The 20,574-nt window shown below is 59.2% G+C and carries 23 protein-coding genes; 12 read left to right on the plus strand and 11 right to left on the minus strand.

Features of this window, described 5'->3' with window-relative positions:
- Nucleotides 1-3 precede the first annotated feature (3 nt).
- From ACFWW4_RS13170 to ACFWW4_RS13180, 3 genes are read left to right on the plus strand one after another with little or no spacing between them, the layout of a single operon-like run.
- Nucleotides 4-504: a hypothetical protein gene (locus tag ACFWW4_RS13170; RefSeq protein WP_411891272.1), complete on the plus strand. Its 501-nt coding sequence runs from the start codon at nt 4-6 to the stop codon at nt 502-504.
- A complete protein-coding gene (locus ACFWW4_RS13175) occupies nt 501-1,238 on the plus strand; it encodes an SDR family oxidoreductase (protein WP_411891273.1) in 738 nt (245 codons plus the stop codon). Before ACFWW4_RS13170 ends, ACFWW4_RS13175 begins: the two co-directional genes overlap by 4 nt.
- Entirely contained in the window at nt 1,222-2,241 is a 1,020-nt protein-coding gene (locus tag ACFWW4_RS13180) for a P1 family peptidase (protein ID WP_411891274.1), read from the plus strand. Before ACFWW4_RS13175 ends, ACFWW4_RS13180 begins: the two co-directional genes overlap by 17 nt.
- On the opposite strand, the gene ACFWW4_RS13185 is transcribed toward ACFWW4_RS13180, so the two are convergent.
- On the minus strand, nt 2,236-2,826 hold the full coding sequence (locus ACFWW4_RS13185) for a TetR/AcrR family transcriptional regulator (protein ID WP_411891275.1): 591 nt from the start codon (nt 2,824-2,826) through the stop codon (nt 2,236-2,238). The two genes, ACFWW4_RS13180 and ACFWW4_RS13185, sit on opposite strands and share 6 nt — an antisense overlap.
- 118 nt (nt 2,827-2,944) lie before the next feature.
- Here ACFWW4_RS13185 and ACFWW4_RS13190 point away from each other — a divergent pair, with 118 nt between their 5' ends.
- Nucleotides 2,945-3,385 (plus strand): MAPEG family protein, encoded by a 441-nt coding sequence (locus ACFWW4_RS13190; RefSeq protein ID WP_411891276.1) that lies wholly within the window; start codon nt 2,945-2,947, stop codon nt 3,383-3,385.
- 89 nt (nt 3,386-3,474) lie between these two features.
- Here ACFWW4_RS13190 and ACFWW4_RS13195 read toward each other — a convergent pair whose 3' ends face one another.
- From ACFWW4_RS13195 to ACFWW4_RS13230, 8 genes are all read right to left on the minus strand, one after another.
- Nucleotides 3,475-4,347: a hypothetical protein gene (locus ACFWW4_RS13195; RefSeq protein ID WP_411891277.1), complete on the minus strand. Its 873-nt coding sequence runs from the start codon at nt 4,345-4,347 to the stop codon at nt 3,475-3,477.
- Nucleotides 4,348-4,474: 127 nt separating this feature from the next.
- Complete coding sequence (locus ACFWW4_RS13200; RefSeq protein ID WP_393933504.1) at nt 4,475-5,467, minus strand: ABC transporter substrate-binding protein; 993 nt, start codon at nt 5,465-5,467, stop codon at nt 4,475-4,477.
- A 43-nt stretch (nt 5,468-5,510) separates the two neighbouring features.
- Nucleotides 5,511-6,362 carry an ABC transporter permease gene (locus ACFWW4_RS13205; RefSeq protein WP_411891278.1) on the minus strand — a complete coding sequence of 284 codons (852 nt, stop codon included), beginning with the start codon at nt 6,360-6,362 and terminating at the stop codon, nt 5,511-5,513.
- The gene (locus ACFWW4_RS13210; RefSeq protein WP_411891279.1) at nt 6,359-7,279 is read right to left on the minus strand and encodes an ABC transporter permease; all 921 of its coding nucleotides are present in this window, start codon (nt 7,277-7,279) and stop codon (nt 6,359-6,361) included. The genes ACFWW4_RS13205 and ACFWW4_RS13210 overlap by 4 nt, the downstream gene beginning before the upstream one ends.
- 51 nt (nt 7,280-7,330) lie before the next feature.
- On the minus strand, nt 7,331-8,170 hold the full coding sequence (locus ACFWW4_RS13215) for an ABC transporter ATP-binding protein (RefSeq protein ID WP_411891280.1): 840 nt from the start codon (nt 8,168-8,170) through the stop codon (nt 7,331-7,333).
- Nucleotides 8,171-8,596: 426 nt separating this feature from the next.
- Complete coding sequence (gene hydA, locus ACFWW4_RS13220) at nt 8,597-10,051, minus strand: dihydropyrimidinase (RefSeq protein ID WP_411891281.1); 1,455 nt, start codon at nt 10,049-10,051, stop codon at nt 8,597-8,599.
- A 45-nt stretch (nt 10,052-10,096) separates the two neighbouring features.
- On the minus strand, nt 10,097-10,387 hold the full coding sequence (locus ACFWW4_RS13225) for a GIY-YIG nuclease family protein (protein ID WP_411891282.1): 291 nt from the start codon (nt 10,385-10,387) through the stop codon (nt 10,097-10,099).
- A 129-nt stretch (nt 10,388-10,516) separates the two neighbouring features.
- On the minus strand, nt 10,517-11,767 hold the full coding sequence (locus tag ACFWW4_RS13230) for a Zn-dependent hydrolase (RefSeq protein WP_411891283.1): 1,251 nt from the start codon (nt 11,765-11,767) through the stop codon (nt 10,517-10,519).
- A 172-nt stretch (nt 11,768-11,939) separates the two neighbouring features.
- Between ACFWW4_RS13230 and ACFWW4_RS13235 the strand changes: the two genes are divergently transcribed.
- The 5 genes from ACFWW4_RS13235 (at nt 11,940) to ACFWW4_RS13255 (ending at nt 16,733) form a co-directional block, all read left to right on the plus strand.
- Nucleotides 11,940-12,542 carry a TetR family transcriptional regulator C-terminal domain-containing protein gene (locus ACFWW4_RS13235; RefSeq protein ID WP_411891284.1) on the plus strand — a complete coding sequence of 201 codons (603 nt, stop codon included), beginning with the start codon at nt 11,940-11,942 and terminating at the stop codon, nt 12,540-12,542.
- A gap of 331 nt (nt 12,543-12,873) precedes the next feature.
- Entirely contained in the window at nt 12,874-14,214 is a 1,341-nt protein-coding gene (locus tag ACFWW4_RS13240; RefSeq protein WP_411891285.1) for an NAD(P)-dependent oxidoreductase, read from the plus strand.
- 8 nt (nt 14,215-14,222) lie between these two features.
- Nucleotides 14,223-15,089: a class I SAM-dependent methyltransferase gene (locus ACFWW4_RS13245; RefSeq protein WP_411891286.1), complete on the plus strand. Its 867-nt coding sequence runs from the start codon at nt 14,223-14,225 to the stop codon at nt 15,087-15,089.
- A 23-nt stretch (nt 15,090-15,112) separates the two neighbouring features.
- The gene (gene preA, locus ACFWW4_RS13250; protein WP_411891287.1) at nt 15,113-16,417 is read left to right on the plus strand and encodes an NAD-dependent dihydropyrimidine dehydrogenase subunit PreA; all 1,305 of its coding nucleotides are present in this window, start codon (nt 15,113-15,115) and stop codon (nt 16,415-16,417) included.
- Nucleotides 16,418-16,469: 52 nt separating this feature from the next.
- Entirely contained in the window at nt 16,470-16,733 is a 264-nt protein-coding gene (locus ACFWW4_RS13255) for a Rho termination factor N-terminal domain-containing protein (protein ID WP_411891288.1), read from the plus strand.
- 66 nt (nt 16,734-16,799) lie between these two features.
- On the opposite strand, the gene ACFWW4_RS13260 is transcribed toward ACFWW4_RS13255, so the two are convergent.
- Both ACFWW4_RS13260 and ACFWW4_RS13265 read right to left on the minus strand, forming a co-directional pair.
- Nucleotides 16,800-17,045, minus strand: a complete 246-nt coding sequence (locus ACFWW4_RS13260) for a hypothetical protein (protein ID WP_411891289.1) — start codon at nt 17,043-17,045, stop codon at nt 16,800-16,802.
- 35 nt (nt 17,046-17,080) lie between these two features.
- Nucleotides 17,081-17,749: an FAD-binding oxidoreductase gene (locus ACFWW4_RS13265; protein ID WP_411891290.1), complete on the minus strand. Its 669-nt coding sequence runs from the start codon at nt 17,747-17,749 to the stop codon at nt 17,081-17,083.
- A 132-nt stretch (nt 17,750-17,881) separates the two neighbouring features.
- Here ACFWW4_RS13265 and ACFWW4_RS13270 point away from each other — a divergent pair, with 132 nt between their 5' ends.
- The 3 genes from ACFWW4_RS13270 to ACFWW4_RS13280 all read left to right on the plus strand — a co-directional run bounded on the left by ACFWW4_RS13270 (nt 17,882) and on the right by ACFWW4_RS13280 (nt 20,489).
- Entirely contained in the window at nt 17,882-18,841 is a 960-nt protein-coding gene (locus ACFWW4_RS13270; protein ID WP_411891291.1) for an MBL fold metallo-hydrolase, read from the plus strand.
- Nucleotides 18,842-19,031: 190 nt separating this feature from the next.
- Nucleotides 19,032-19,937, plus strand: coding sequence for a tRNA pseudouridine(55) synthase TruB (gene truB / locus ACFWW4_RS13275; RefSeq protein ID WP_411891292.1), 906 nt, complete (start codon nt 19,032-19,034; stop codon nt 19,935-19,937).
- Nucleotides 19,938-19,979: 42 nt separating this feature from the next.
- The gene (locus ACFWW4_RS13280) at nt 19,980-20,489 is read left to right on the plus strand and encodes a DUF1643 domain-containing protein (protein ID WP_411891293.1); all 510 of its coding nucleotides are present in this window, start codon (nt 19,980-19,982) and stop codon (nt 20,487-20,489) included.
- The last annotated feature ends 85 nt before the right edge of the window (nt 20,490-20,574 follow it).

The following is a 20,574-nucleotide window of genomic DNA, read 5'->3' on the forward strand; positions in this document are numbered from 1 at the left end:
CTCATGATCGTCATTGCCTGTCTGGCGGCGGGGCTTTACGGGGCCATGCATAATCAGATCAGCTATGCGGTTGCGCCGGAGTATTTTCACGTGCTGAAGTTCCCGCAATTCGGCATCCCTGCGGATCTGCACAACCGGCTAGGTGCAGCCGTGGTCGGCGCGGCAGCCAGTTGGTGGATGGGCTTGGTGATCGGGGTGCCGGTGATGGCGCTTGGGCTGCGCATTCAGGGCAATGCCCGGTACTTTCGGACCGGGATGCGCGCGATCGGGCTGGTCATCGGGATCTCGGCCATTTGTGCGATCACAACGCTTGGCCTGCTGACCCTGATCGCAACGCCGGAGCTTGCCGCGCAATTCAATCTACCGCCCGGTGTGACCGGCCGGGTTGCGTTCCTGCGGGCGGGGGCGATGCATGAGGGCAGCTATGCCGGTGGTCTGCTGGGCCTTTTGGCGGCGTTGTTCTACACTTATCGGGTCGGACGGAAAGCGGGGACGGGACAATGAGGTTGAACGAAAAGACGGCAATCGTCACAGGGGGCGGATCAGGCTTTGGCGCGGGCATCGCCCGCAAATTTGCTGCCGAAGGCGCGCAGGTGATTATCGCCGATATCAACGCCGATGGCGCACAGCATGTGGCGGATGAAATCGGCGGGCGCGCCCTGACCTGCGATGTGTCCGACGGCGCCTCGGTCAACTATCTGGCCAAGACTGTGCTGGGTTCCGGGCCGCTGGATATTCTGGTGAACAACGCTGGTGTCACGCATCTGCCCAGCCCGATGGAGGATATCAGTGAGGCGGATTTTGACAGGGTTTTCAATGTGAACATGAAATCGGTCTACCTGATGGCGCGCGCCTTTGTGCCTCATTTCAAGGAACGCGAGGCGGGGGCGATCCTGAATATCGCATCCACCGCCGGAGTGTCGCCGCGCCCTCGACTGAACTGGTACAATGCCTCCAAAGGTTGGATGATCACGGCGACCAAGGCGATGGCGGTGGAACTGGCCCCGCATGGCGTCCGCGTCAACGCGCTGAACCCGGTGGCGGGGGAGACGCCGTTGCTTGCGTCGTTCATGGGCGAGGACACGCCCGAGATGCGGGCGAAGTTTCTGGCGACTATTCCATTGGGCCGGTTTTCGACACCGGAGGATATGGGGAACGCGGCCTGTTTCCTGTGCTCGGACGAGGCCAGCATGATCACCGGCGTGGCGATGGAGGTGGACGGTGGGCGCTGTATCTAAAGGACCGCGGAACCTGATCACCGATGTGGCCGGGCTCCGCGTCGGGAATGCGCAGGACGATGGGTTGAAATCCGGCAGCACGGTGCTGGTGGGCGACAAACCGTTCGTGGCGAGTGTGCATGTGATGGGGGGGGCGCCGGGCACGCGCGAGACCGATTTGTTGGCCCCGGACAAGACCGTGGCGGCGGTGGATGCGCTGGTTCTGTCAGGCGGATCGGCCTTTGGGCTGGATGCCTGTTCCGGTGTGATGGATGGGTTGCGCGCAATGGGGCGCGGCTATGCCGTCGGGTCCATGCATATCCCCATTGTGCCGGGGGCTATTATCTTTGATCTGATCAATGGCGGTGACAAGGATTGGGACGAGAACCCCTATCGGGCCTTGGGTCGTGCCGCATTGGACGCGGCGGAAGATACATTTGCCTTGGGCTCTGTCGGGGCAGGCACCGGGGCCATGGCTGCGATGCAGAAGGGCGGATTGGGGTCCGCCTCGATGGTTTTGGCGGACGGAACCACGGTCGGCGCACTGGTGGCTTTGAATTCATTGGGCAGCGTGACAACGCCGGGGGATCGGCATTTCTGGGCGGCCCCGTTTGAGATGGAGGGCGAATTCGGCGGCATCGGCCCCGACCCGGCCGCAGGGCTGGTGACACCCCAACCCAGCCGCAAGGAGAAGGCGATGTTCATGCACGCGACCGGGCAGTTTGCGAATACAACAATCGCGATTGTCGCCACCGATGCCCCCTTGAGCAAATCGCAATGCCACCGCATGGCGGTCACGGCCCATGACGGGCTGGCGCGCGCGATTGTACCGGCGCACACCCCACTGGACGGGGACCTTGTGTTTGCCGCATCGACAGGAACGGGCGACATCGTTGACCACCAGGCCATGCGCGATATCGGGGCCGCTGCGGCGATCTGCCTGAGCCGGGCGATCTGCCGGGGGGTGTATGAGGCGACTGCCGCGGATGGGGATATCATCCCGACCTATCGCGAGATGCTATGAGGCCATACCAAGAGTTTCCAAGGCGGAGGTGCGGGCGGCAGTCCTGACCTCTTCCGACAATTCCGGGTCCCCGACCGTGCGGGCCAAGACCATGCCGCCAACGCATGTGGCCGCCAGTGACAAGGCTTTTTGCCGCTGCGAGCCTTTGTCCGAACCATTATGTTCAAAGAGCCAGACCATCGCGCGCAACAACTCGGTATAGGCATCCCGCACCTTGTCTGATGCACGGGCCGTATCAGATGGCAATGCGATCATCGGGCATTGACCATCAAGATCACCCAGATGCGCGGAGGACAGGTAGCTTTCGATCATGTCCCGGACGCTGCCTGCATCGGCATTCTGCGGATCAACCCCGGCTTCATCCCGCCACGCCTTGCCGCGCCCGTTCAGAAAGCTTGCAACGGCTTCAGCATAAAGCTGATCCTTGTTGCGAAAGTGGTTGTAAAAGCCACCACGAGTCAGTCCGGCCTCGTCCATGATCCGATCAATCGACACTTCCGAAAAGCCTTCGCGATTAAACAGGATGCGGGCGGTTTCGACGATTCGCTTGCGGGTTTCGGCCTTGTGAGCGGCGGTGTAGGGCATGATCGCGGTTCCTTTGGCATTCGGAAAAAAGGCATATCACAGTTTAAAATATGTTCTTTAACATATTTTGATTGCTGACATGGTGATGATCAAATAGTTCACCGCGAAAGGCCCTGACATGACCACACTCTTTGACACATTGCCTTATCTGGAGGCATATCGCCCCGCTTTGATGGTGCTTGCCATCCTCTCACTGATGACATTGATCCAGAACTTCCTGACCGCACCGCTCGCCTTTGTGAAGGAAGAACAGGTGCCGGGAATGCCATTGCGATTCGATCATACTAAACTCAGCTTCCGGGCGTTGCGCACATATCAGAACTCTGCCGAAAGCCTGCCAGCCTTCGTGGCGGCTCTGCTGGTGGCGATCATTGCGGGCAGTGCAGCGGTGGTGATTAACATTGCAGCAGGCGTTTATCTGGCGGCTCGGATCGCATTCTGGGCATTCTACTACGCCGGTGTAGGCAAGATCGCAGGTGGTCCGCGCACCCTGTCATTCGTGGTGTGCCTGCTCGCGAATATTGTCATCGCAACGGCGGCTTTGGTCGCGCTTCTTTGAACAGGAAGAAGACCCGAAGCCTTATCTGTATGAGGTATCGGGACAAGCCCCGTACGGGTTTCACGCTTTGCTCAACTTATAGCCCGTGATCACCTCGTTGATTTGTTCCCGCGCATGCGGGCACGGCGCAGCTCCCGGATATCCTTTGTGGTGAGATTGCTCTGTTCCCCTTGATGGCCGGGTTTGCCTTGCGGCACCTGCGCGTAACGTTCCCATGTCAGCACGGCGGTCGCGAAATACCAGCTGGATGCCCAGGCCATGATGAGCGTGCCGCGCAAGGCCGTGAACGGGGCAAAGTCCGTGTCCCATGGCAAGCTCTCACCTTCGACAATGGCCCATATCATGGTGACGATCAGGCCAAAGCCGGTCCAGATTTCGCCAAAGATCGAGAAGATATGGCCACTGAACAGCCAAACCGCCATGACGATCATCAGCCCGATTACGCCTTGGCCGCAACCTGCAAATGCCTTGTAATTCCAGCCGCCCGGGCCTGTCGATGCAGCGGCAGCCGTCAGGGGGACAGCAAAGGCGGCGGTGGTGAATGCGAGCGGCGCAAGGACTGCAAGGAGCGCCGCGCTCCAATAAGGTGAAACACCGAATAGCCCGGCAAACAGACCGAGCGGGTCAATCGTCAGCCCCGCCTGCTGTACCAGCCAGAATACCGCCGACATGAAGAGATTAAGGATGATCCCGACACCGAGGAAAATAACGCTGAAGTAAAGACAGACCGTCAACAGCGTTCCGCCGTCGATACCTTGGGTATAGCCGCGGGCCGCAAGGGCACAGCGCAGACCCATCACGGTCAACCAGACGCTGATCATCCCCGGTACCAGCCAACCGACGAAAGGGATTATGCTGGCGAAATGGAAAATGATCGAAACGATCGCCAGGAACGGCATCAGGATCAGATAGCGCCAGAAAGTGGAAAGTGAGAGCGGAAGCGATTGTATAAAAATGGGCATAGTAATTAGGTAAGTACTACTGCCATTTTTTCAAGAGACGGGCCCTAAGTCATTGAAAACACAAGCCGCGCAAATGACAGACAGGCGCCGCATATCGCAGCGCCCGCCCAAACCGTCGTTGGTCCGTTTAGTTCAGCGCCTGATCGGTGATCATGCTGGTCCACGCCCCTTCGGGCTGGGCCGTGATCACAGGGTCTGACCCGCCGGCCAGCAATGTGTCGACGGTCCGTTGGAAATCCGCCGGGTCAAGCGACCCGTTGGACCCCGCCGTCAGCTTGGCAATCTCGCCCATCATGCGGATCTGCGCAGCCTCTGACTGCGCCCCGGTTTCGTCATTGTCCAGAACGATGCCCGCGGCTTCTTCGGGGTTTTCCTCGGCCCATTTCCAGCCTTTCATCGATGCGCGCACAAAGCGGACCATCTTGTCCACGAACACGGGATCTTCGAGGTTCTCCTCGAGCACATAAATCCCGTCCTCAAGGGTGGCCACGCCCTGATCCTCGTATTTGAAGGTGATCAGTTCATCCTCGGACACGCCCGCATCCAACACCTGACCATATTCATTATAAGTCATGGTCGAAATGCAGTCGGCCTGTCGCTGCAGCAGCGGATCGACGTTGAAGCCTTGCTTAAGCACGGTCACGCCATCCTCGCCCCCGTCGGTCGGGATGCCGACCTGGCTCATCCAGCTCAGGAACGGGTATTCGTTGCCGAAGAACCAGACGCCGATGGTCTTGCCCCGGAAATCCTCAACCGTTTCGATGCCCGTGTCCTTCCAGCAGGTCAGCATCAGGCCCGATGTCTTGAACGGCTGGGCGATATTGACCACGGGCAGCCCCTTTTCACGGGCGGCGAGCGCGGAGGGCATCCAGTTCAGCATCACATCGGCACCGCCACCGGCCAGCACCTGAGGTGGGGCGATGTCGGGACCACCGGACAGGATGGTCACATTCAGCCCTTCCTCTTCGTAAAACCCCTGATCCTGGGCCACATAATAGCCCGCGAATTGGGATTGGGTCACCCATTGCAGTTGCAGCGTCACGTCATTGGCGTGCCCGTCCGCATGGGCTGTCCCGCCCAGACCTGCGGCAAGTGCTGCGGCAATCAGTAGTCTTTTCATATTGACCTCCAAGTCAGTTATGCGCCCACTTTACGGGGCTTGGTTATTTCCGTTGTGACGGGTGCCAGAATGTCACCCGGCTTTCGATCCATGCCATGGCCCCATAGAACGCGCTTCCGGCGATCGCCGCCACCACAATTTCGGCCCAGACCAGATCTAGCGCAAGCTGACCGACCGAGGTCGATATCCGAAAGCCCATACCGACGGTGGGTGAGCCAAAGAATTCAGCAACAATAGCCCCGATCAGGGCAAGCGTGGTCGCGATCTTCAGCCCGTTGAAGATGAAGGGCATGGCTGCGGGCAGGCGCAGCTTGACCAGGGTCGGCCAGTATCCGGCCCCATAGGTGCGCATCAGGTCGCGCTGCATCGCCGATGTGTCGCGCAGGCCGGCGATAACGTTCACGAAGATGGGGAAGAATACCATGACGCCAACAACGGCGGCCTTCGATTCCCAGTCGCTGCCCAGCCACTTTACGAAAATCGGGGCCGTGCCTACAATCGGCAGGGCGGCCATGAAGCCGCCGACCGGCAAAACACCCCTGATCCAGAATTCCGACCTGTCCGCAAGAATGGCGATACCAAGCGCCGCAAGCGCGCCAAGGACATAACCGGTCATCGCGCCCTTGATCACGGTCTGCTCGAAGTCGGCCCAAAGCAGGGGCAGTTCCTGCCCGAACCGTTCCGCGATGGCCGTGGGCGGGGGCAGAATGACCGGGCTGACCTCGAGCAGCCGAACCAGCATTTCCCACATGATCAGGATCGTCAGGCCGAAAATGGCGGGGACGAGCAGTTTGACCAAACGGGTCTGGGCCGCGGCAGAGTTGGCCAGCCGGCTGTTGATGAACCAACCAGCGCCCCAGACGGCCAGCGCCCCGATGATCGCCGTGCCCGTCATGTTGCCTGCATCCCCATGCGGCGCAGAGTCATGCGTTCAATCGCGCTGAAGAGGCCCACGAGTGCAGCCGCCGTGATTGCCGCCGCAAAAAGCGCCGCCCAAGTCACCAGCGGCTGCCCATACTGATCCCCCACCAGCATCCGCGCACCAAACCCGGCCCGCGCGCCCGTGGGCAGTTCAGCTACAATGGCGCCCACCAGTGACGCCGATATCCCGATCTTGAGCGATGCAAAGAGATACGGCACCGAGGCCGGCAGGCGCAGTTTCCAGAACCCCTGGGCGGAGCTGGCATTGTACGTCCGCAGCAGATCCATCTGCATCGCATCGGGGCTGCGCAACCCTTTGACCATGCCGACCACGACCGGAAAGAAACTCAAATAGGCGCTGATCACCGATTTCGGGAACAACCCCTGAATGCCAATCGCCCCCAGCATCACGATGATCATCGGGGCGAGTGCCAGAATGGGAATGGTCTGGCTGGCGATGGCCCAAGGCATGACGCTCATGTCCATTGCCTTGCTATAGACAATCCCGACGGCCAGCAGGATGCCCAGCGTCGTGCCAATGGCGAAACCCAGCAGCGTGGCGGATAGGGTGACCCAGCCGTGATAGACGAGGCTCCGGCGCGACGTGATCTTCTTGGCAAAGATCGTATCCCACATTTCCGCCCCGACCTGATGCGGTGACGGCAGGCGCGGACGTTCCAGCCCATAGGTCAAACCAATCAGCGACGGATTCTTCAAGGTCAGACCAAGCCCCGAATAGGTTTGCCGTTCCGCCGGGGTTTCTGGCGACACAACCAACCCGTCCCGTTGCGCTTGATCAGCTGTCAGATGCATGTTCATGGGCACCACGGCAACGACCCAAAACAGCAGGATCGCACCAATAACGGTCAGGATCGGCAGCAATGATTTCACGCAGGACCCCCGGCTTCTTCCGAGCCCAAATATCCCCGCCGGAGGCATCCCCTAGTCATCCACATGCCCCGCCCGCAGACCATCACGTACCCGATGCGCGATCTCGATGAATTCCGGCGTGTCCCGAATGTCCAAAGGTCGCTCTTTCGGCAGCGGGCTGTCGATCACGTCGGTGATCCGGCCCGGACGCGGGGACATGACGACAATCTTGGTGGACAGATACACCGCCTCGGGGATCGAATGGGTCACAAAGCCAATCGTCTTTTCGGTCCGCGCCCACAACTGGAGCAGTTGTTCATTCAGATGGTCACGCACAATCTCGTCCAGCGCGCCAAAGGGTTCGTCCATCAACAGGATATCCGCGTCAAAAGCCAGCGCGCGGGCTATCGAGGCGCGCTGCTGCATCCCGCCGGAAAGTTGCCACGGAAACTTCTTCTCGAACCCCGCCAGATCAACAAGGTCCAGCACGCGTTTGACCCGGTCCGCCTGCTCGGACTTGGAAAACCCCATAATCTCCAACGGCAGCTTGATATTCCCGCCAATCGTGCGCCACGGATAAAGCCCCGCCGCCTGAAACACATAGCCATAGGCCCGCGCCCGCCGCGCCTTGTCCGGGGTCATGCCGTTGACGGTGATCTCACCCCCGGTGGGAGCCTCGAGCCCCGCGATGCACCGCAGGAAAGTGGTCTTGCCGCAGCCCGAGGGACCGATGAAGCTGACGAAATCGCCTTTGTTGATCGCTAGGTTCACATCCTTGAGGGCATGAACCGGGCCATCGTTGGTCTGGAAGGTGAGATTGAGAGCACGCGCGGCAATCACTTGACTACCATGTGCTGCGTCGGGTGTCTCTGCACCAAGTGATTGTACGGCAAGTTCAGCAACAGTTGGCATAGGCAATCAAATCCTCGGAAGTTGCAAAACGGGTAGGGGCAGACATGGTTTCATCATATTGATGGGAACACGGGCAGCATTTTCCAACGGCGCCATGCAAGTAATGCCAGAATGACCGCGCCACTTGGCGCGGCGACAAACCCGTACACATAGCTTGCAAAGCCACCTTGCCCGTCGCATGCGTGTCTCACATACAGCTCACCAGAAAGCTCACCTGTCAGCGGAACTACAGTGGGCACTGCCGCGCAGTCGATCAGCGTCATCGCGGCAGAATAAACGAGGTAAGCCCCCCCGAGCATCACCAAGGCCAAGCCAATCTTTGGGTAACCCAGTCGCGCTGTAAGATGGGCAATCCCCAATACCAATCCGACAAATACCAATATGACGGCGGCAAGGATTATAATTATCCCAAGTGGTCCCAATCCGTCACACCCCCGTCGCGGGGATACCCGTCCGTTCCACAGGCCGTGGCGCGGTCAGTTCTTTCCACGTGCTCAGCGCCTTGTTGGTCGGCGTATTTGCCTCGCGCTTCACGAACTCGCCGTGGCCCTCCTGTGTGCGCACTTCGCCGTCATGGATGGCCACATGGCCGCGCGTCAGGGTGAACCGGGGCAGGCCCGTGACCTCTTTGCCTTCGAACACGTTGTAGTCGATGGCCGATTGCTGGCTGCCTGCCGTGATCGTCTTTGACTTCTCCGGGTCCCAGACCACCAGATCGGCGTCGGCCCCGACCAGAACCGCCCCCTTTCTGGGGTAGCAATTCAGCACCTTGGCGATATTGGTTGAGGTCACGGCGACAAATTCATTCATCGTCAGCCGCCCCGTTTTCACACCGTGGGTCCAGAGCATAGGCATCCGATCCTCAAGCCCGCCCGTCCCGTTCGGGATCTTCGTGAAATCACCCACGCCAAACCGTTTCTGTTCGGTCGTAAAGGCACAGTGATCCGTCGCCACGACCGACAATGACCCGGCCTGCAACCCGGCCCAGAGGCTATCCTGATGCTGCTTGTTCCGGAACGGGGGTGACATGACGCGGCGCGCGGCGTGGTCCCAGTCTTTGTTGAAATACTCAGATTCATCCAGCGTCAGGTGCTGAATCAACGGCTCACCCCAGACGCGCTTGCCTTGCTGACGGGCGCGCCGGATCGCCTCATGCGCCTCTTCACAGGACACATGCACGATATAAAGCGGCACGCCGGTCATGTCGGCAATCATGATGGCGCGGTTGGCCGCCTCGCCCTCGACCTGGGGCGGGCGGGAATAGGCGTGAGCCTCCGGGCCGGTATTGCCCTCAGCCAGCAGCTTGGCAGAGAGTTCGGCGACTACATCGCCATTTTCCGCATGGACCAGCGCAATCCCCCCAAGCGAGGCAAGGCGCGAAAAGGACGCATACATCTCGTCATCGTTCACCATCAGCGCGCCTTTATAGGCCATGAAATGCTTGAAGGTGTTGATGCCGCGATCCTTGATCACGCTTTCCATCTCGTTGAACACCTGCTCACCCCACCATGTCACAGCCATGTGGAAGGAATAATCGCAATTGGCGCGGCCCGATTTGTTGTCCCACATTTGCAGGGCGTCATGCAGGCCCTGGCCGGGACTGGGCAGGGCGAAATCGACGACCATCGTGGTGCCGCCGGACAAGGCGGCGCGGGTGCCGCTTTCGAAATCATCGCTGGAATAGGTGCCCATGAAAGGCATTTCCAGATGGGTATGCGGGTCGATCCCACCCGGCATGACATAACAGCCGGTCGCGTCGAGCTGTTCGTCGCCTTTCAGGTCCGGACCGATTTCAACGATCTTGCCACCGTCGATCAGGACGTCGGCCTTGTAGGTCAAATCATGCGTGACGATGGTGCCGTTTTTGATGACTTTGGTCATTGGTTTCTCCCTAGTGCAACGTAGTCCCGGACGTGATCCGGGACCTCAGAGAAACGAGACCTCCATGATCAGGTCGGACCAGTTCGGATTTTGTTCGTTGATCAGCGCGTCTTTCCAGTTGCGCCGCCAGCGTTTGAGTTTCTTTTCGCGCGAGATCGCATCGGGCAATGCTTCGTGCGTCTCGAAATACACCAATTTGCGAATGCGATACTTTGCTGTGTGCGTGCTGCCTAGCCCGAACTTGTGTTCGGACATGCGTTTGAGGAGATCGCCAGTCACGCCGATGTAGATCGCCGTATTGGATTTGCATGCCGCAATGTATGTGTAGAAAGCCATGCCTCGAATTGACGCAATCGCGGTTAACAAAGATGTAACGCAGTCCCGGACTTGATCCGGGACTTCTTGCGAAGTTGCCCATGAGGTCCCGGATCAAGTCCAGGACTGCGTCGGTTTTTGTTGCGACCTTCACCCCACAATCTCCGCCGTCTCGACCACCGCGTGGAACAGCACATCTGTCCCCGCCCGCGCCCATTCGGGGCTGATCTCCTCGGCCTCGTTGTGGCTCAGGCCGTCGACACAAGGACACATGACCATAGATGTTGGATACAGGTCGTTGATCCAGCAGGCGTCATGCCCAGCGCCCGAGACGATATCCATGTGGCTGTAGCCCAACCGCTCTGCCGCGTTGCGCACGGCCGCCACACAGCCTTCATCAAAGGCGGGCGGATCGAATTGGCCGACGATTTCAGCCTCAAACGTCACGCCAATATCCTCACACAGCTTCGGCGCCCGCTCCATCAGTTCGGCCACCATCGCGTTCAGCTTGTCCAACAGATGCGTGCGCATATCGACGGTGAAGACCACCTTGCCGGGGATGATGTTGCGGCTGTTGGGGTAGACGTCGATATGGCCGATGGCGCCAACCGCGTTGGGCTGGTTTTTCATTGCGATTTCATGCACCAGTTCGGTGATCAGGGCCAAACCACGCCCGGCATTCTTGCGCATATGCATCGGGGTAGACCCGGTGTGGCTCTCCTTGCCCGTCACCGTACATTCAATCCAGCGCAGGCCCTGCCCGTGGGTGACGACGCCAATATCCTTGCTTTCTGCCTCAAGGATTGGCCCCTGCTCGATATGTAGTTCGAAAAAGGCGTGCATCTTGCGGTCACCGACCTTTTCGGTGCCTTTCCAGCCGATGCGCTCCAACTCATCCCCGAACCGTTTGCCATCGGCATCAACGCGGTCATAGGCCCAGTCGAGTTCATGCTTGCCTGCAAAAACGCCCGAAGCAAGCATGGCCGGGGCATACCGCGTGCCCTCCTCATTCGTCCAGTTGGTCACGACAATCGGGTGTTTGGTCTTGATATCAAGGTCGTTCAGTGTGCGGATAATTTCCAGCCCGCCCAGCACACCCAGCACCCCATCATACTTGCCCCCTGTGGGCTGCGTATCCAGATGTGAGCCAACATAGACAGGCAGCGCATCCGGGTCGGTCCCTTCGCGCCGGGCGAACATATTGCCGATCTCGTCCACACCCATGGTGCAGCCCGCATCTTCGCACCATTTCTGAAACAGGTGGCGGCCTTCGCTGTCTTCGTCCGTCAGGGTCTGGCGGTTGTTGCCGCCCGCCACGCCGGGGCCGATCTTGGCCATCTCCATCAGGCTGTCCCACAGGCGTTCACCATTGATGCGCAGGTTCTCTCCGGGGGCGGCCATGGCTCTCTCCTCGTGGCTGGGGCAGTCTGGGTTTGACCAAACGGTCAAAACAACGCTAACAGAGGGGTGGCATCAGTCAAGTTCTCCGCACGACTTATAGGCAGATGCAACCAAAGAAAGCACAAACACCTCGCCGTCAGTCACGTCGCCCACATTTTGAGCAGAGATTTGCATGACCAAACCACCAACCCGTATTCAGCAGCGCAATCGGATGGCCATTCTCGATGCAGGGCTGGTGATTTTTTCGCAGTTCGGGTTCCGGGGATCGACGCTGGATCAGATTGCAGAGGCGGCGGGGCTGTCCAAACCCAACCTCCTCTATTACTTCCCCTCCAAAGAGGCGATCCACACCGCCCTGCTGGAGCGGCTGCTGGAAAACTGGCTTGATCCACTCAAGGCGCTGGATGGCGATGGCGACCCGGTGGAAGAGATCATGGGCTATGCCAGACGCAAACTGGCGATGAGCCGGGATTACCCCCGCGAAAGTCGCCTGTTTGCCAATGAAATCCTGCAAGGCGCGCCGCGGATCAAGGCCATCCTGCATACCGACCTGAAGGATATGGTCGATGAAAAAGCGGTGATTATCAAAGGGTGGGCGGATGCGGGCCTGATCGCGGATGTCGATCCGCACCATCTGATCTTTTCCATCTGGGCGCTGACCCAGCATTACGCCGATTTCGATGTGCAGGTGCGGGCGGTTCTGGGCACCGATGACCCGTTTTCGGGGGCCGGTCAGTTCCTTGACCATGTCATGCGCAGCATCCTGAGGGTGTAGGAACCATCCTTCAGGGGTCTGATCGCGGCTTCGTCCCTGATGCGCGAAAACCTTAACGGCGCGTTCATCATTAAGCCGCGCAGGTATTTAAGCCCCCCATTTCGACGGCAAAGGTCCGACGCAAGTCCGACGTTTTGCCGATGCGATGCCGACGGCTGTTTTTCCAATAAATGCGAGCCTTAACACTTCATTCGCCATTGTGATGATTGACCCGTGCTGCATCTCCCACCGAACGTTGCGTCAATTATTCATAAACTGCCAAAAATTTACCATTTGATAAAAAATGAAACTGTGGCAGGCTATAGATGACAAGCCACGACAGGAAGCAGCCATGTCCGACCGCCAGAACAGCCAGATGACCCCCGGTATCGCCGCTGCGCGTCTGCCAGCAGATACAATTGCTGAAAACTTCGCGGACCTGCACGCGCCCTATGCTGCGCATGAGGCCGCAGTGGCCTCGGATCGCTGCTATTTCTGCCATGATGCGCCTTGTGTGACCGCCTGCCCAACCGGGATCGACATCCCCTTGTTCATCCGCCAGATCAGTACCGGCACACCCGAGGCTGCGGCGAAAACCATCTTTGACAGCAATATCTTAGGCGGCATGTGTGCCCGCGTCTGTCCGACTGAGGATTTATGCGAACAGGCCTGCGTGCGTGAACTGGCCGAAGGCAAACCGGTTGAGATCGGTCGCCTGCAACGCCACGCGACCGATGCCCTGATGGCCAAACAAAGCCATCCCTATGAACGTGCGCCGTCTACCGGAAAATGCGTGGCCGTTGTTGGTGCGGGCCCTGCCGGGCTGGCGTGCGCGCATCGTCTGGCGATGCATGGGCATGACGTGAATATCTATGATGCGGCCGACAAGCCGGGCGGCCTGAATGAATTTGGCATCGCCGCTTATAAAACAACGGACAGTTTCGCCGCCCGTGAGGTGGACTGGCTTTTGGGCATTGGCGGAATTGACATCAAATATGGTCAGCGACTTGGCGAAAACCTGTCGCTCGATTCACTGGCCGAAGCCTATGACGCCGTGTTTCTTGGCCTTGGCCTCGGCGGTGTAAATGCCTTGCGCGCGGATGGCGAAGACAAGGATGGCGTGCGCGACGCCGTTGATTTTATTGCGGATTTGCGTCAATCCAGCGACTTGACAACCCTCCCTGTTGGGCGCGACGTGGTGGTGATCGGCGGCGGAATGACCGCCGTCGACGCCGCTGTGCAATCCAAACTGCTTGGCGCCCAGAACGTGACCATTGCCTATCGGCGCGGGCGTGACGCGATGAGCGCGAGCCGGTACGAACAGGACCTCGCCGCCTCCAAAGGCGTGCATCTGATGTTCAATGTGCAGCCCGTGGCGGTACATGGCAACGGGGCCGTGCGCGAGATTGAGTTGGAATACACCGCCGATGACGGATCGGGCCTGAAAGGCACGGGCGAGACGGTGCGACTGAGGGCAGATCAGGTGTTCAAGGCCATTGGTCAGTCCCTAGAAACCGATGCCGAACTGGCACTGGACGGGCGGAAAATCGCGGTGACGGGTGCTGGCCGCACCAGCCGCGATGGTGTCTGGGCCGGGGGTGATTGTGCCAGCGGTGGCGACGATCTGACAGTGACAGCCGTGGCCGAAGGGCGCGATGCGGCTGAGGATATCCACGCCGCGCTTTCCGCCTGATCTGTGCTATGCTGGATGCGGGACGAATAGCGCTGGAGGAAGAGATGGAGACGCTCGAAACGCGCGTGGCCGCACATTACACCACGCAAGACCTGCTTGATCGCATTGAAAAAGCCTTGAAAGAACAGGGTGTTGACGTAGCAACGGTGGATAACCTCAAACCGGTGGACGAATTCCACACCGGCGGTCTTGAGGCGACGGACGCGCTGTTGTCGCAGTTGGATATCACCCCGGACATGCGCGTTCTGGATGTCGGTTGCGGGTTGGGCGGCACTGCCCGACATATCGTGCACCGCTATGGCGCGCATGTGACGGGCATTGATCTGACGCCGCTTTATGTCGAGGTCGGGCAGGCCCTGAACACCCGCGTGCATCTGGACGAGGCCATTAACCTGCATGTTGCGTCTGCCACTGATCTGCCGATGGAAGATGCCAGCTTCGACCTGGCAACGATGTTTCATGTCGGCATGAATATCGCCGACAAGGAACATATGTTCGCGGAAATTGCCCGGGTCTTGAAACCCGGCGGACGCTTTGCCCTGTTCGACGTGATGCGCGATGACAGCCCCGATGATCTGCTGTTTCCCGTACCTTGGTCCGAAAAATCCGAGACCTCGTTCGTTGATCCCGCTTCGGTCTACCACAGCGCTGCCGAAGCCGTTGGTCTAACCTTGCACGGGCAACGGTATCGCCGCGATTTCACGCTGAGTTTCTTTGCGCATGTTTTTGAACGCATGGCAGAGGCTGGCGGCCCGCCGCCCTTGGGCATTCATCTGCTGATGGGTGACACCGCAGGTGTGAAGCTGAAAAACTACGTCGCGAATGTAGAGGCGCGCAGGCTTGCGCCGGTTGAGATGATATTTGACAAGCCCTGAGACGGGCGGGAAAGGAACATGTGATGGCCGATCTCACCACTGATTTTCTGGGGATCAAATCCCCCAACCCTTTCTGGCTGGCCTCTGCCCCGCCAACGGACAAGGAATACAACGTGCGCCGCGCGTTTGAGGCCGGGTGGGGCGGGGTCGTCTGGAAAACCCTGGGTTCCGAAGGGCCGCCTGTTGTTAACGTCAACGGGCCAAGATACGGCGCGATCTATGGTGCAGACCGGCGTCTGCTGGGTCTCAACAACATCGAGTTGATCACGGACCGCCCGCTTGAGGTCAATCTGGAAGAAATCGCACGGGTCAAGGCCGACTACCCCGACCGCGCCATGATTGTCAGCATCATGGTCCCCTGCGAGGAACAGGCGTGGAAAGATATCCTGCCCCGCGTGACCGAGACGGGTGCTGATGGGATCGAACTGAACTTCGGCTGCCCGCATGGGATGTCCGAACGGGGCATGGGCAGCGCCGTGGGGCAGGTGCCTGAATACATCGAAATGGTCACCCGCTGGTGCAAGCAGTATTACGACAAGCCGGTGATCGTGAAATTGACCCCCAACATCACCGATATCCGCAAACCCGCGGCGGCGGCCAAGCGGGGCGGGGCGGATGCGGTCAGCCTGATCAACACGATCAACTCGATTACTTCTGTCAACCTCGACACCATGTCGCCTGAACCGTCGATCGACGGCAAGGGCAGCCATGGCGGCTATTGCGGGCCGGCGGTCAAACCTATTGCGATGTCGATGGTGTCGGAAATCGCGCGGCACGAGGAAACCCGCGGCATGCCGATCAGCGGGATTGGTGGGATTACCACATGGCGCGACGCGGCGGAGTTCATCAGCCTGGGCTGCGGGAATGTGCAGGTCTGCACCGCGGCGATGACCTATGGTTTCAAGGTTGTGCAGGAAATGACTAGCGGTTTGTCACAGTGGATGGACGAAAAGGGCTATACCAGTGTTGAACAGGTCGTGGGCCGCGCCGTACCAAACGTCACCGACTGGCAGTATCTCAACCTCAACTATGTGGCCAAGGCGAAGATCAGTCAGGATGACTGCATCAAATGCGGACGCTGCTACGCGGCCTGCGAAGACACCAGCCATCAGGCGATTGCCATGTCAGAGGATCGCACCTTTACAGTGATTGATGAAGAATGCGTCGCCTGTAATCTTTGCGTCGATGTTTGCCCTGTCGAAAACTGCATCACGATGGAGCCGATGAAGCCCGGTGAAGTCGATCCGCGCACCGGTAAGGTGGTCCAGAAGGAATACGCCAACTGGACAACGCACCCCAACAACCCGGGTGCTGTTGCAGCGGAATAGACGGGAACCACGGAGCCCTTTCCTTTGTTGTGCAATGGAAAGGAGTTCCAATATGACCAAAGACCACGGCCCGTCGATCAAGGATGATGAGACCTACGAGGCGCTGCGCGAAGATGGTGCGTCGAAGGAGAAAGCGGCGCGCATCGCCAATGCAAAGGCGAGCGATGATCAGTCACCATCCGAAAAAGGTGGCAAGGCAACGCCGTATGAAGAATGGACCCGCGATGAGCTTTACCAGCGCGCGCAGGGGCTTGATATCGAGGGTCGGTCAGACATGAACAAGGATGAGCTGATCAGCGCGCTGCGTGATCATTAAGACGCAGACTTTTCGTGACGAAAAGTCTGACACGGAACAAAGTCTTCGTAACGAAGACTTGTTGGTTCAACGATGCACGGTCAGGTGATCTGGCGCACGGATAATAATGAACTGGCCCGCGCATTCGAGCAGATGAAACCCGCATTTTTCCACTTCAGCAATAATCGCGTCGCGCCCGACTTCGCGTTCCACATCGCGAACAGCGCGCCTGACGATACCGCCAGTGCGTGCAGCTTTCGCGCTGAACAGATGATGAAAGAAAGCGGGATTTTCGCCAACGAAGCGGGTTGTGCGAAGCTGTAACTGTCTCATCCCGCAACGCTAATGGCGATATGGTTTACAGACCCTTACCAGCCATCTTCGGTGTAAATTCGTCCTTCGGCGACACCAATCTCCTTCAGCGCGGTGCGGACATCGTCGACCATCCCGCTGGGGCCGCAAATGTAAAACGGTTGCTCTTTATCATCCACCATTTGTGACAGCATTGTCTTATCCAGCTTGCCTTTGACATGGGCAGTGTCATCCTGATCTGACACCACAAATGTGGTTTCGAGCCCACCCATTGACTGCCACATCTCCTGCAGAATGATGTCCTTGTCCGTCTTATTCGCAAAGATGAGGCGCGATCCGGTCGCTCCTTCTTCCTGTTGCTTGCGCAGGATTGAAATGAAAGGCGTGATGCCTGCCCCTCCGGCGATAAACACGCCTGGCCCATGGTCGGTGATGGCCCCAAAAGGATCGGCAACTTTCACCTGATCTGTCATCCCAAGTGTTGGGATCTGTTCGGTCACCCCGTCATGATCAGGATAGGATTTGATCACGAATTCCAGATGTTTGTCATTAGGCCGCGATGTCATGGTGAACGGGCGGCTTTCAGCCTTCCACCCTTCTTTTTGCAGGGTCAACTCGGTCGCCTGCCCTGCCTCAAACTCAAAATCCTCGGGGCGGTTGAAGGTCAACTGATAGGTGTCGTGCGTCACCGGGGCGATGTCTTGCAGGGTCAGTGTGTAGGTCATGTTATCGGTCCTTTTGTTGGATAGGTAACGCCCGAACCATCCGGTGGTTCCGTTGACGATTGCGTGTGTGATCTGGTTTGTGACGGTCACTGGGCGCATAGTCCCGGCATGCGTTCCTGAAAGAAGACCATAATGACCCTCGCCCCCAACCGCCGTTTTATCCTGAAAGCGCTGGGGGCCGCCGGGCTGATCAGCCTCAGCCCCTCGGGCCCGCTACGCGCCGATGGCATGATGCCGATGCGGGCGATCCGCCAGTTTCCGTTGGGCGCAATGACCGTCACCATCATCGATGATGGCAGTTTTTCCATGGGGGTCGGCATGTTTGCGGCCAATGCGGGCAAGACGGCGGCGGGCGACCTTTTGGCCAGCTATGGGCTGTCGCCCACCGTGGCGGAAATGCCGTTGCAGGTGATGCTGGTCGAAACCCAAGGGGTACGGGTGCTGATTGACACGGGCATGGGCGACATCACCTTTCATGGCAATGCGCCCGATAACGGGCGGTTGGTCCGCTCTTTACAGACGCTGGGCCTGGGCCCGTCGGATATTGATATCGTGCTGCTGACCCATGGTCATCCGGACCATGTGGGCGGGCTGACCGCCCAAGGCGAACAGGTCTTTGCAAATGCTGACCATCATTTGCCGGAAATCGAACTGGCATTCTGGACCCAGTCGCCCGACCGGGCACCGGCAGCCCTGCGCGAGATGATCATCGAATGTCGGCGGCATCTGTTGCCGGTGGCGCACCGCCTGCGATCCTACGATGATGGGACTGAAATTGCCCCCGGGATCACAACAATCGCAGCACCCGGTCACACCCATGGCCACCATGCGATCATGCTGGAAAGCGATGGGCGGCAATTGCTGCATCTTGTCGATACGGCAGTGCATTTCATCACCGGGCTGGAGCGGCCAGACTGGACGGTCGGCGCGGATATCGACAAACCGAAAGCCATCGAAACACGCAGGCGGCTGCTGGCGCGGGCCGCGGATGAGCAGTTGCTGATCGCCGGTTATCATTTCCCTTTTCCCGGCGTGGGACGGATCATGCGGATGGGTGACGCATATCGATACGTCCCGGTCCCGCTGGTTTGATCTTCAGGTTGGTTGACGTGGGAATCGCGGTTGCGGACAGCAAAGCGGATTTGGTTTGCGATGCACATGCAGATGCTTTGGCGTCCGTCCTTTCAGTAGCCTACTGCCACAGCGTAACTGCATCTTGCTGAACCTTGACCCTTTATGCAGACCCCTCTAGCAGTCGCGGCACTTGGGAATGGATATGGCAATGGCACGTAAACGCAAAGGGCGGGATGTTTCGGGGTGGCTGGTGGTGGACAAGCCCGCTGGTATCACGTCGACCGCTGTGGTCAACAAGGTCCGCTGGGCGCTGGAGGCGAAGAAGGCGGGCCATGCGGGCACGCTGGATCCTGAAGCGACCGGTGTTTTGGCGGTGGCACTGGGTGAGGCGACAAAGACCGTGCCTTACATCACCGATGCGCTGAAGGCCTATGTCTTTACTGTTCGCCTTGGGCAGGCCACCAATACTGACGATGCCGAGGGGGAGGTGATCGCCACAAGCGATCTGCGTCCGGATGACGATGCGATCAAGGCGGCCCTGGGCCGGTTTGTGGGTGACATCATGCAGGTACCACCGCAGTTTTCAGCCGTGAAAATCGATGGTCAGCGTGCCTATAAGAAGGCCCGTGACGGCGCGGAGATGGAACTGGCCGCCCGCCCGTTATGGGTGGAGGAATTGTTGCTGGTGGACCGCCCCGACCCGGACCATGTCATCCTCGAAATGACCTGTGGCAAGGGCGGTTATGTCCGGGCGATAGCCCGCGATCTGGGTGAGGCGCTGGACTGCAAGGCCCATGTCAAATCCTTGCGGCGTATCTGGTCCGGCCCGTTTCAGGCCGATGACGGGATCACGCTGGACCAGGTGGAAGCCCTGGCCGGAACGCCTGAACTGGACGCCCATCTGCAGGCGTTGGAGGTTGGGCTGTCGGATTTGCCAGAGGTCCGCTGTCTGGCAGAGAGCGTCGCGAAGCTGCGCAATGGCAACCCAGCGTCGGTCATCGCATCGAATGTTGAGTATGGCGAAGAGGTCTGGGCCTCTTATGAGGGCAAGGCCATCGCTGTCGGGACCTATCGCGGCGGTGAGATGCAGCCGGCCCGGGTGTTTGTGGGATAAGATGGGTCAAGACCCATCTTACGATGCAGCCTCTGCCCTGCCATGATCACTCGCACCCATATCAAGGATGATGCACCATCGACCGCCATCTATTCGGAGTGCGAACGTTATCGCTATGCCCTGACCCGCATTTGGGATCCTGCGGGCAAGCGGGTTTTGTTCATTATGCTCAACCCGTCCAAGGCGACCGAAATCCAGAATGATCCGACGGTTGAACGCTGCGAAAGGCGGGCACGGGCGCTGGGGTTCGGTGCCTTTCAGGTCACCAATATCTTTGCCTGGCGCGAAACCGATCCCCACAAGATGCGCAAGGCGGCGGACCCGGTGGGACCGGAGAATGACCGCGTGATCGCAGCCGGGGTGGACTGGGCCGATCAGATCATTGCAGCCTGGGGCACCCATGGCGCGCATCAGGACCGGGGCCCTGCGGTCACATCGCTGCTGCACGCGACTGGTCGTCCAATCCATACGCTGGGTCTGACCAAACACGGGCACCCCAAACACCCGCTTTACATCAGCTACGCCCAGACCCCGGTGCGCTGGGTCCGTTAACCCTAAGGTCAGTTTCCCGACCACGAACAGGCGGGGATATGTTAGAACGCAGGCTGACGGGTCGGGGGCGACCAGACATTACAGG

It is taken from the genome of Yoonia sp. SDW83-1, from assembly GCF_046762885.1.
GTDB lineage: Bacteria > Pseudomonadota > Alphaproteobacteria > Rhodobacterales > Rhodobacteraceae > Yoonia.

What these genes read in the sequence shown, in the direction of transcription:
- ACFWW4_RS13265 (WP_411891290.1), bottom strand. Translation starts at nt 17,749, where the DNA reads ATGACCTACACACTGACCCTGCAAGACATCGCCCCGGTGACGCACGAC.
- ACFWW4_RS13170 (WP_411891272.1), top strand. Translation starts at nt 4, where the DNA reads ATGATCGTCATTGCCTGTCTGGCGGCGGGGCTTTACGGGGCCATGCAT.
- ACFWW4_RS13245 (WP_411891286.1), top strand. Translation starts at nt 14,223, where the DNA reads ATGCTGGATGCGGGACGAATAGCGCTGGAGGAAGAGATGGAGACGCTC.
- ACFWW4_RS13280 (WP_411891293.1), top strand. Translation starts at nt 19,980, where the DNA reads ATGATCACTCGCACCCATATCAAGGATGATGCACCATCGACCGCCATC.
- ACFWW4_RS13215 (WP_411891280.1), bottom strand. Translation starts at nt 8,170, where the DNA reads ATGCCAACTGTTGCTGAACTTGCCGTACAATCACTTGGTGCAGAGACA.
- ACFWW4_RS13185 (WP_411891275.1), bottom strand. Translation starts at nt 2,826, where the DNA reads ATGCCCTACACCGCCGCTCACAAGGCCGAAACCCGCAAGCGAATCGTC.
- ACFWW4_RS13235 (WP_411891284.1), top strand. Translation starts at nt 11,940, where the DNA reads ATGACCAAACCACCAACCCGTATTCAGCAGCGCAATCGGATGGCCATT.
- preA (WP_411891287.1), top strand. Translation starts at nt 15,113, where the DNA reads ATGGCCGATCTCACCACTGATTTTCTGGGGATCAAATCCCCCAACCCT.
- ACFWW4_RS13270 (WP_411891291.1), top strand. Translation starts at nt 17,882, where the DNA reads ATGACCCTCGCCCCCAACCGCCGTTTTATCCTGAAAGCGCTGGGGGCC.
- ACFWW4_RS13225 (WP_411891282.1), bottom strand. Translation starts at nt 10,387, where the DNA reads ATGGCTTTCTACACATACATTGCGGCATGCAAATCCAATACGGCGATC.
- ACFWW4_RS13200 (WP_393933504.1), bottom strand. Translation starts at nt 5,467, where the DNA reads ATGAAAAGACTACTGATTGCCGCAGCACTTGCCGCAGGTCTGGGCGGG.
- truB (WP_411891292.1), top strand. Translation starts at nt 19,032, where the DNA reads ATGGCACGTAAACGCAAAGGGCGGGATGTTTCGGGGTGGCTGGTGGTG.
- ACFWW4_RS13230 (WP_411891283.1), bottom strand. Translation starts at nt 11,767, where the DNA reads ATGGCCGCCCCCGGAGAGAACCTGCGCATCAATGGTGAACGCCTGTGG.
- hydA (WP_411891281.1), bottom strand. Translation starts at nt 10,051, where the DNA reads ATGACCAAAGTCATCAAAAACGGCACCATCGTCACGCATGATTTGACC.
- ACFWW4_RS13260 (WP_411891289.1), bottom strand. Translation starts at nt 17,045, where the DNA reads ATGAGACAGTTACAGCTTCGCACAACCCGCTTCGTTGGCGAAAATCCC.
- ACFWW4_RS13205 (WP_411891278.1), bottom strand. Translation starts at nt 6,362, where the DNA reads ATGACGGGCACGGCGATCATCGGGGCGCTGGCCGTCTGGGGCGCTGGT.
- ACFWW4_RS13175 (WP_411891273.1), top strand. Translation starts at nt 501, where the DNA reads ATGAGGTTGAACGAAAAGACGGCAATCGTCACAGGGGGCGGATCAGGC.
- ACFWW4_RS13190 (WP_411891276.1), top strand. Translation starts at nt 2,945, where the DNA reads ATGACCACACTCTTTGACACATTGCCTTATCTGGAGGCATATCGCCCC.
- ACFWW4_RS13240 (WP_411891285.1), top strand. Translation starts at nt 12,874, where the DNA reads ATGTCCGACCGCCAGAACAGCCAGATGACCCCCGGTATCGCCGCTGCG.
- ACFWW4_RS13195 (WP_411891277.1), bottom strand. Translation starts at nt 4,347, where the DNA reads ATGCCCATTTTTATACAATCGCTTCCGCTCTCACTTTCCACTTTCTGG.
- ACFWW4_RS13255 (WP_411891288.1), top strand. Translation starts at nt 16,470, where the DNA reads ATGACCAAAGACCACGGCCCGTCGATCAAGGATGATGAGACCTACGAG.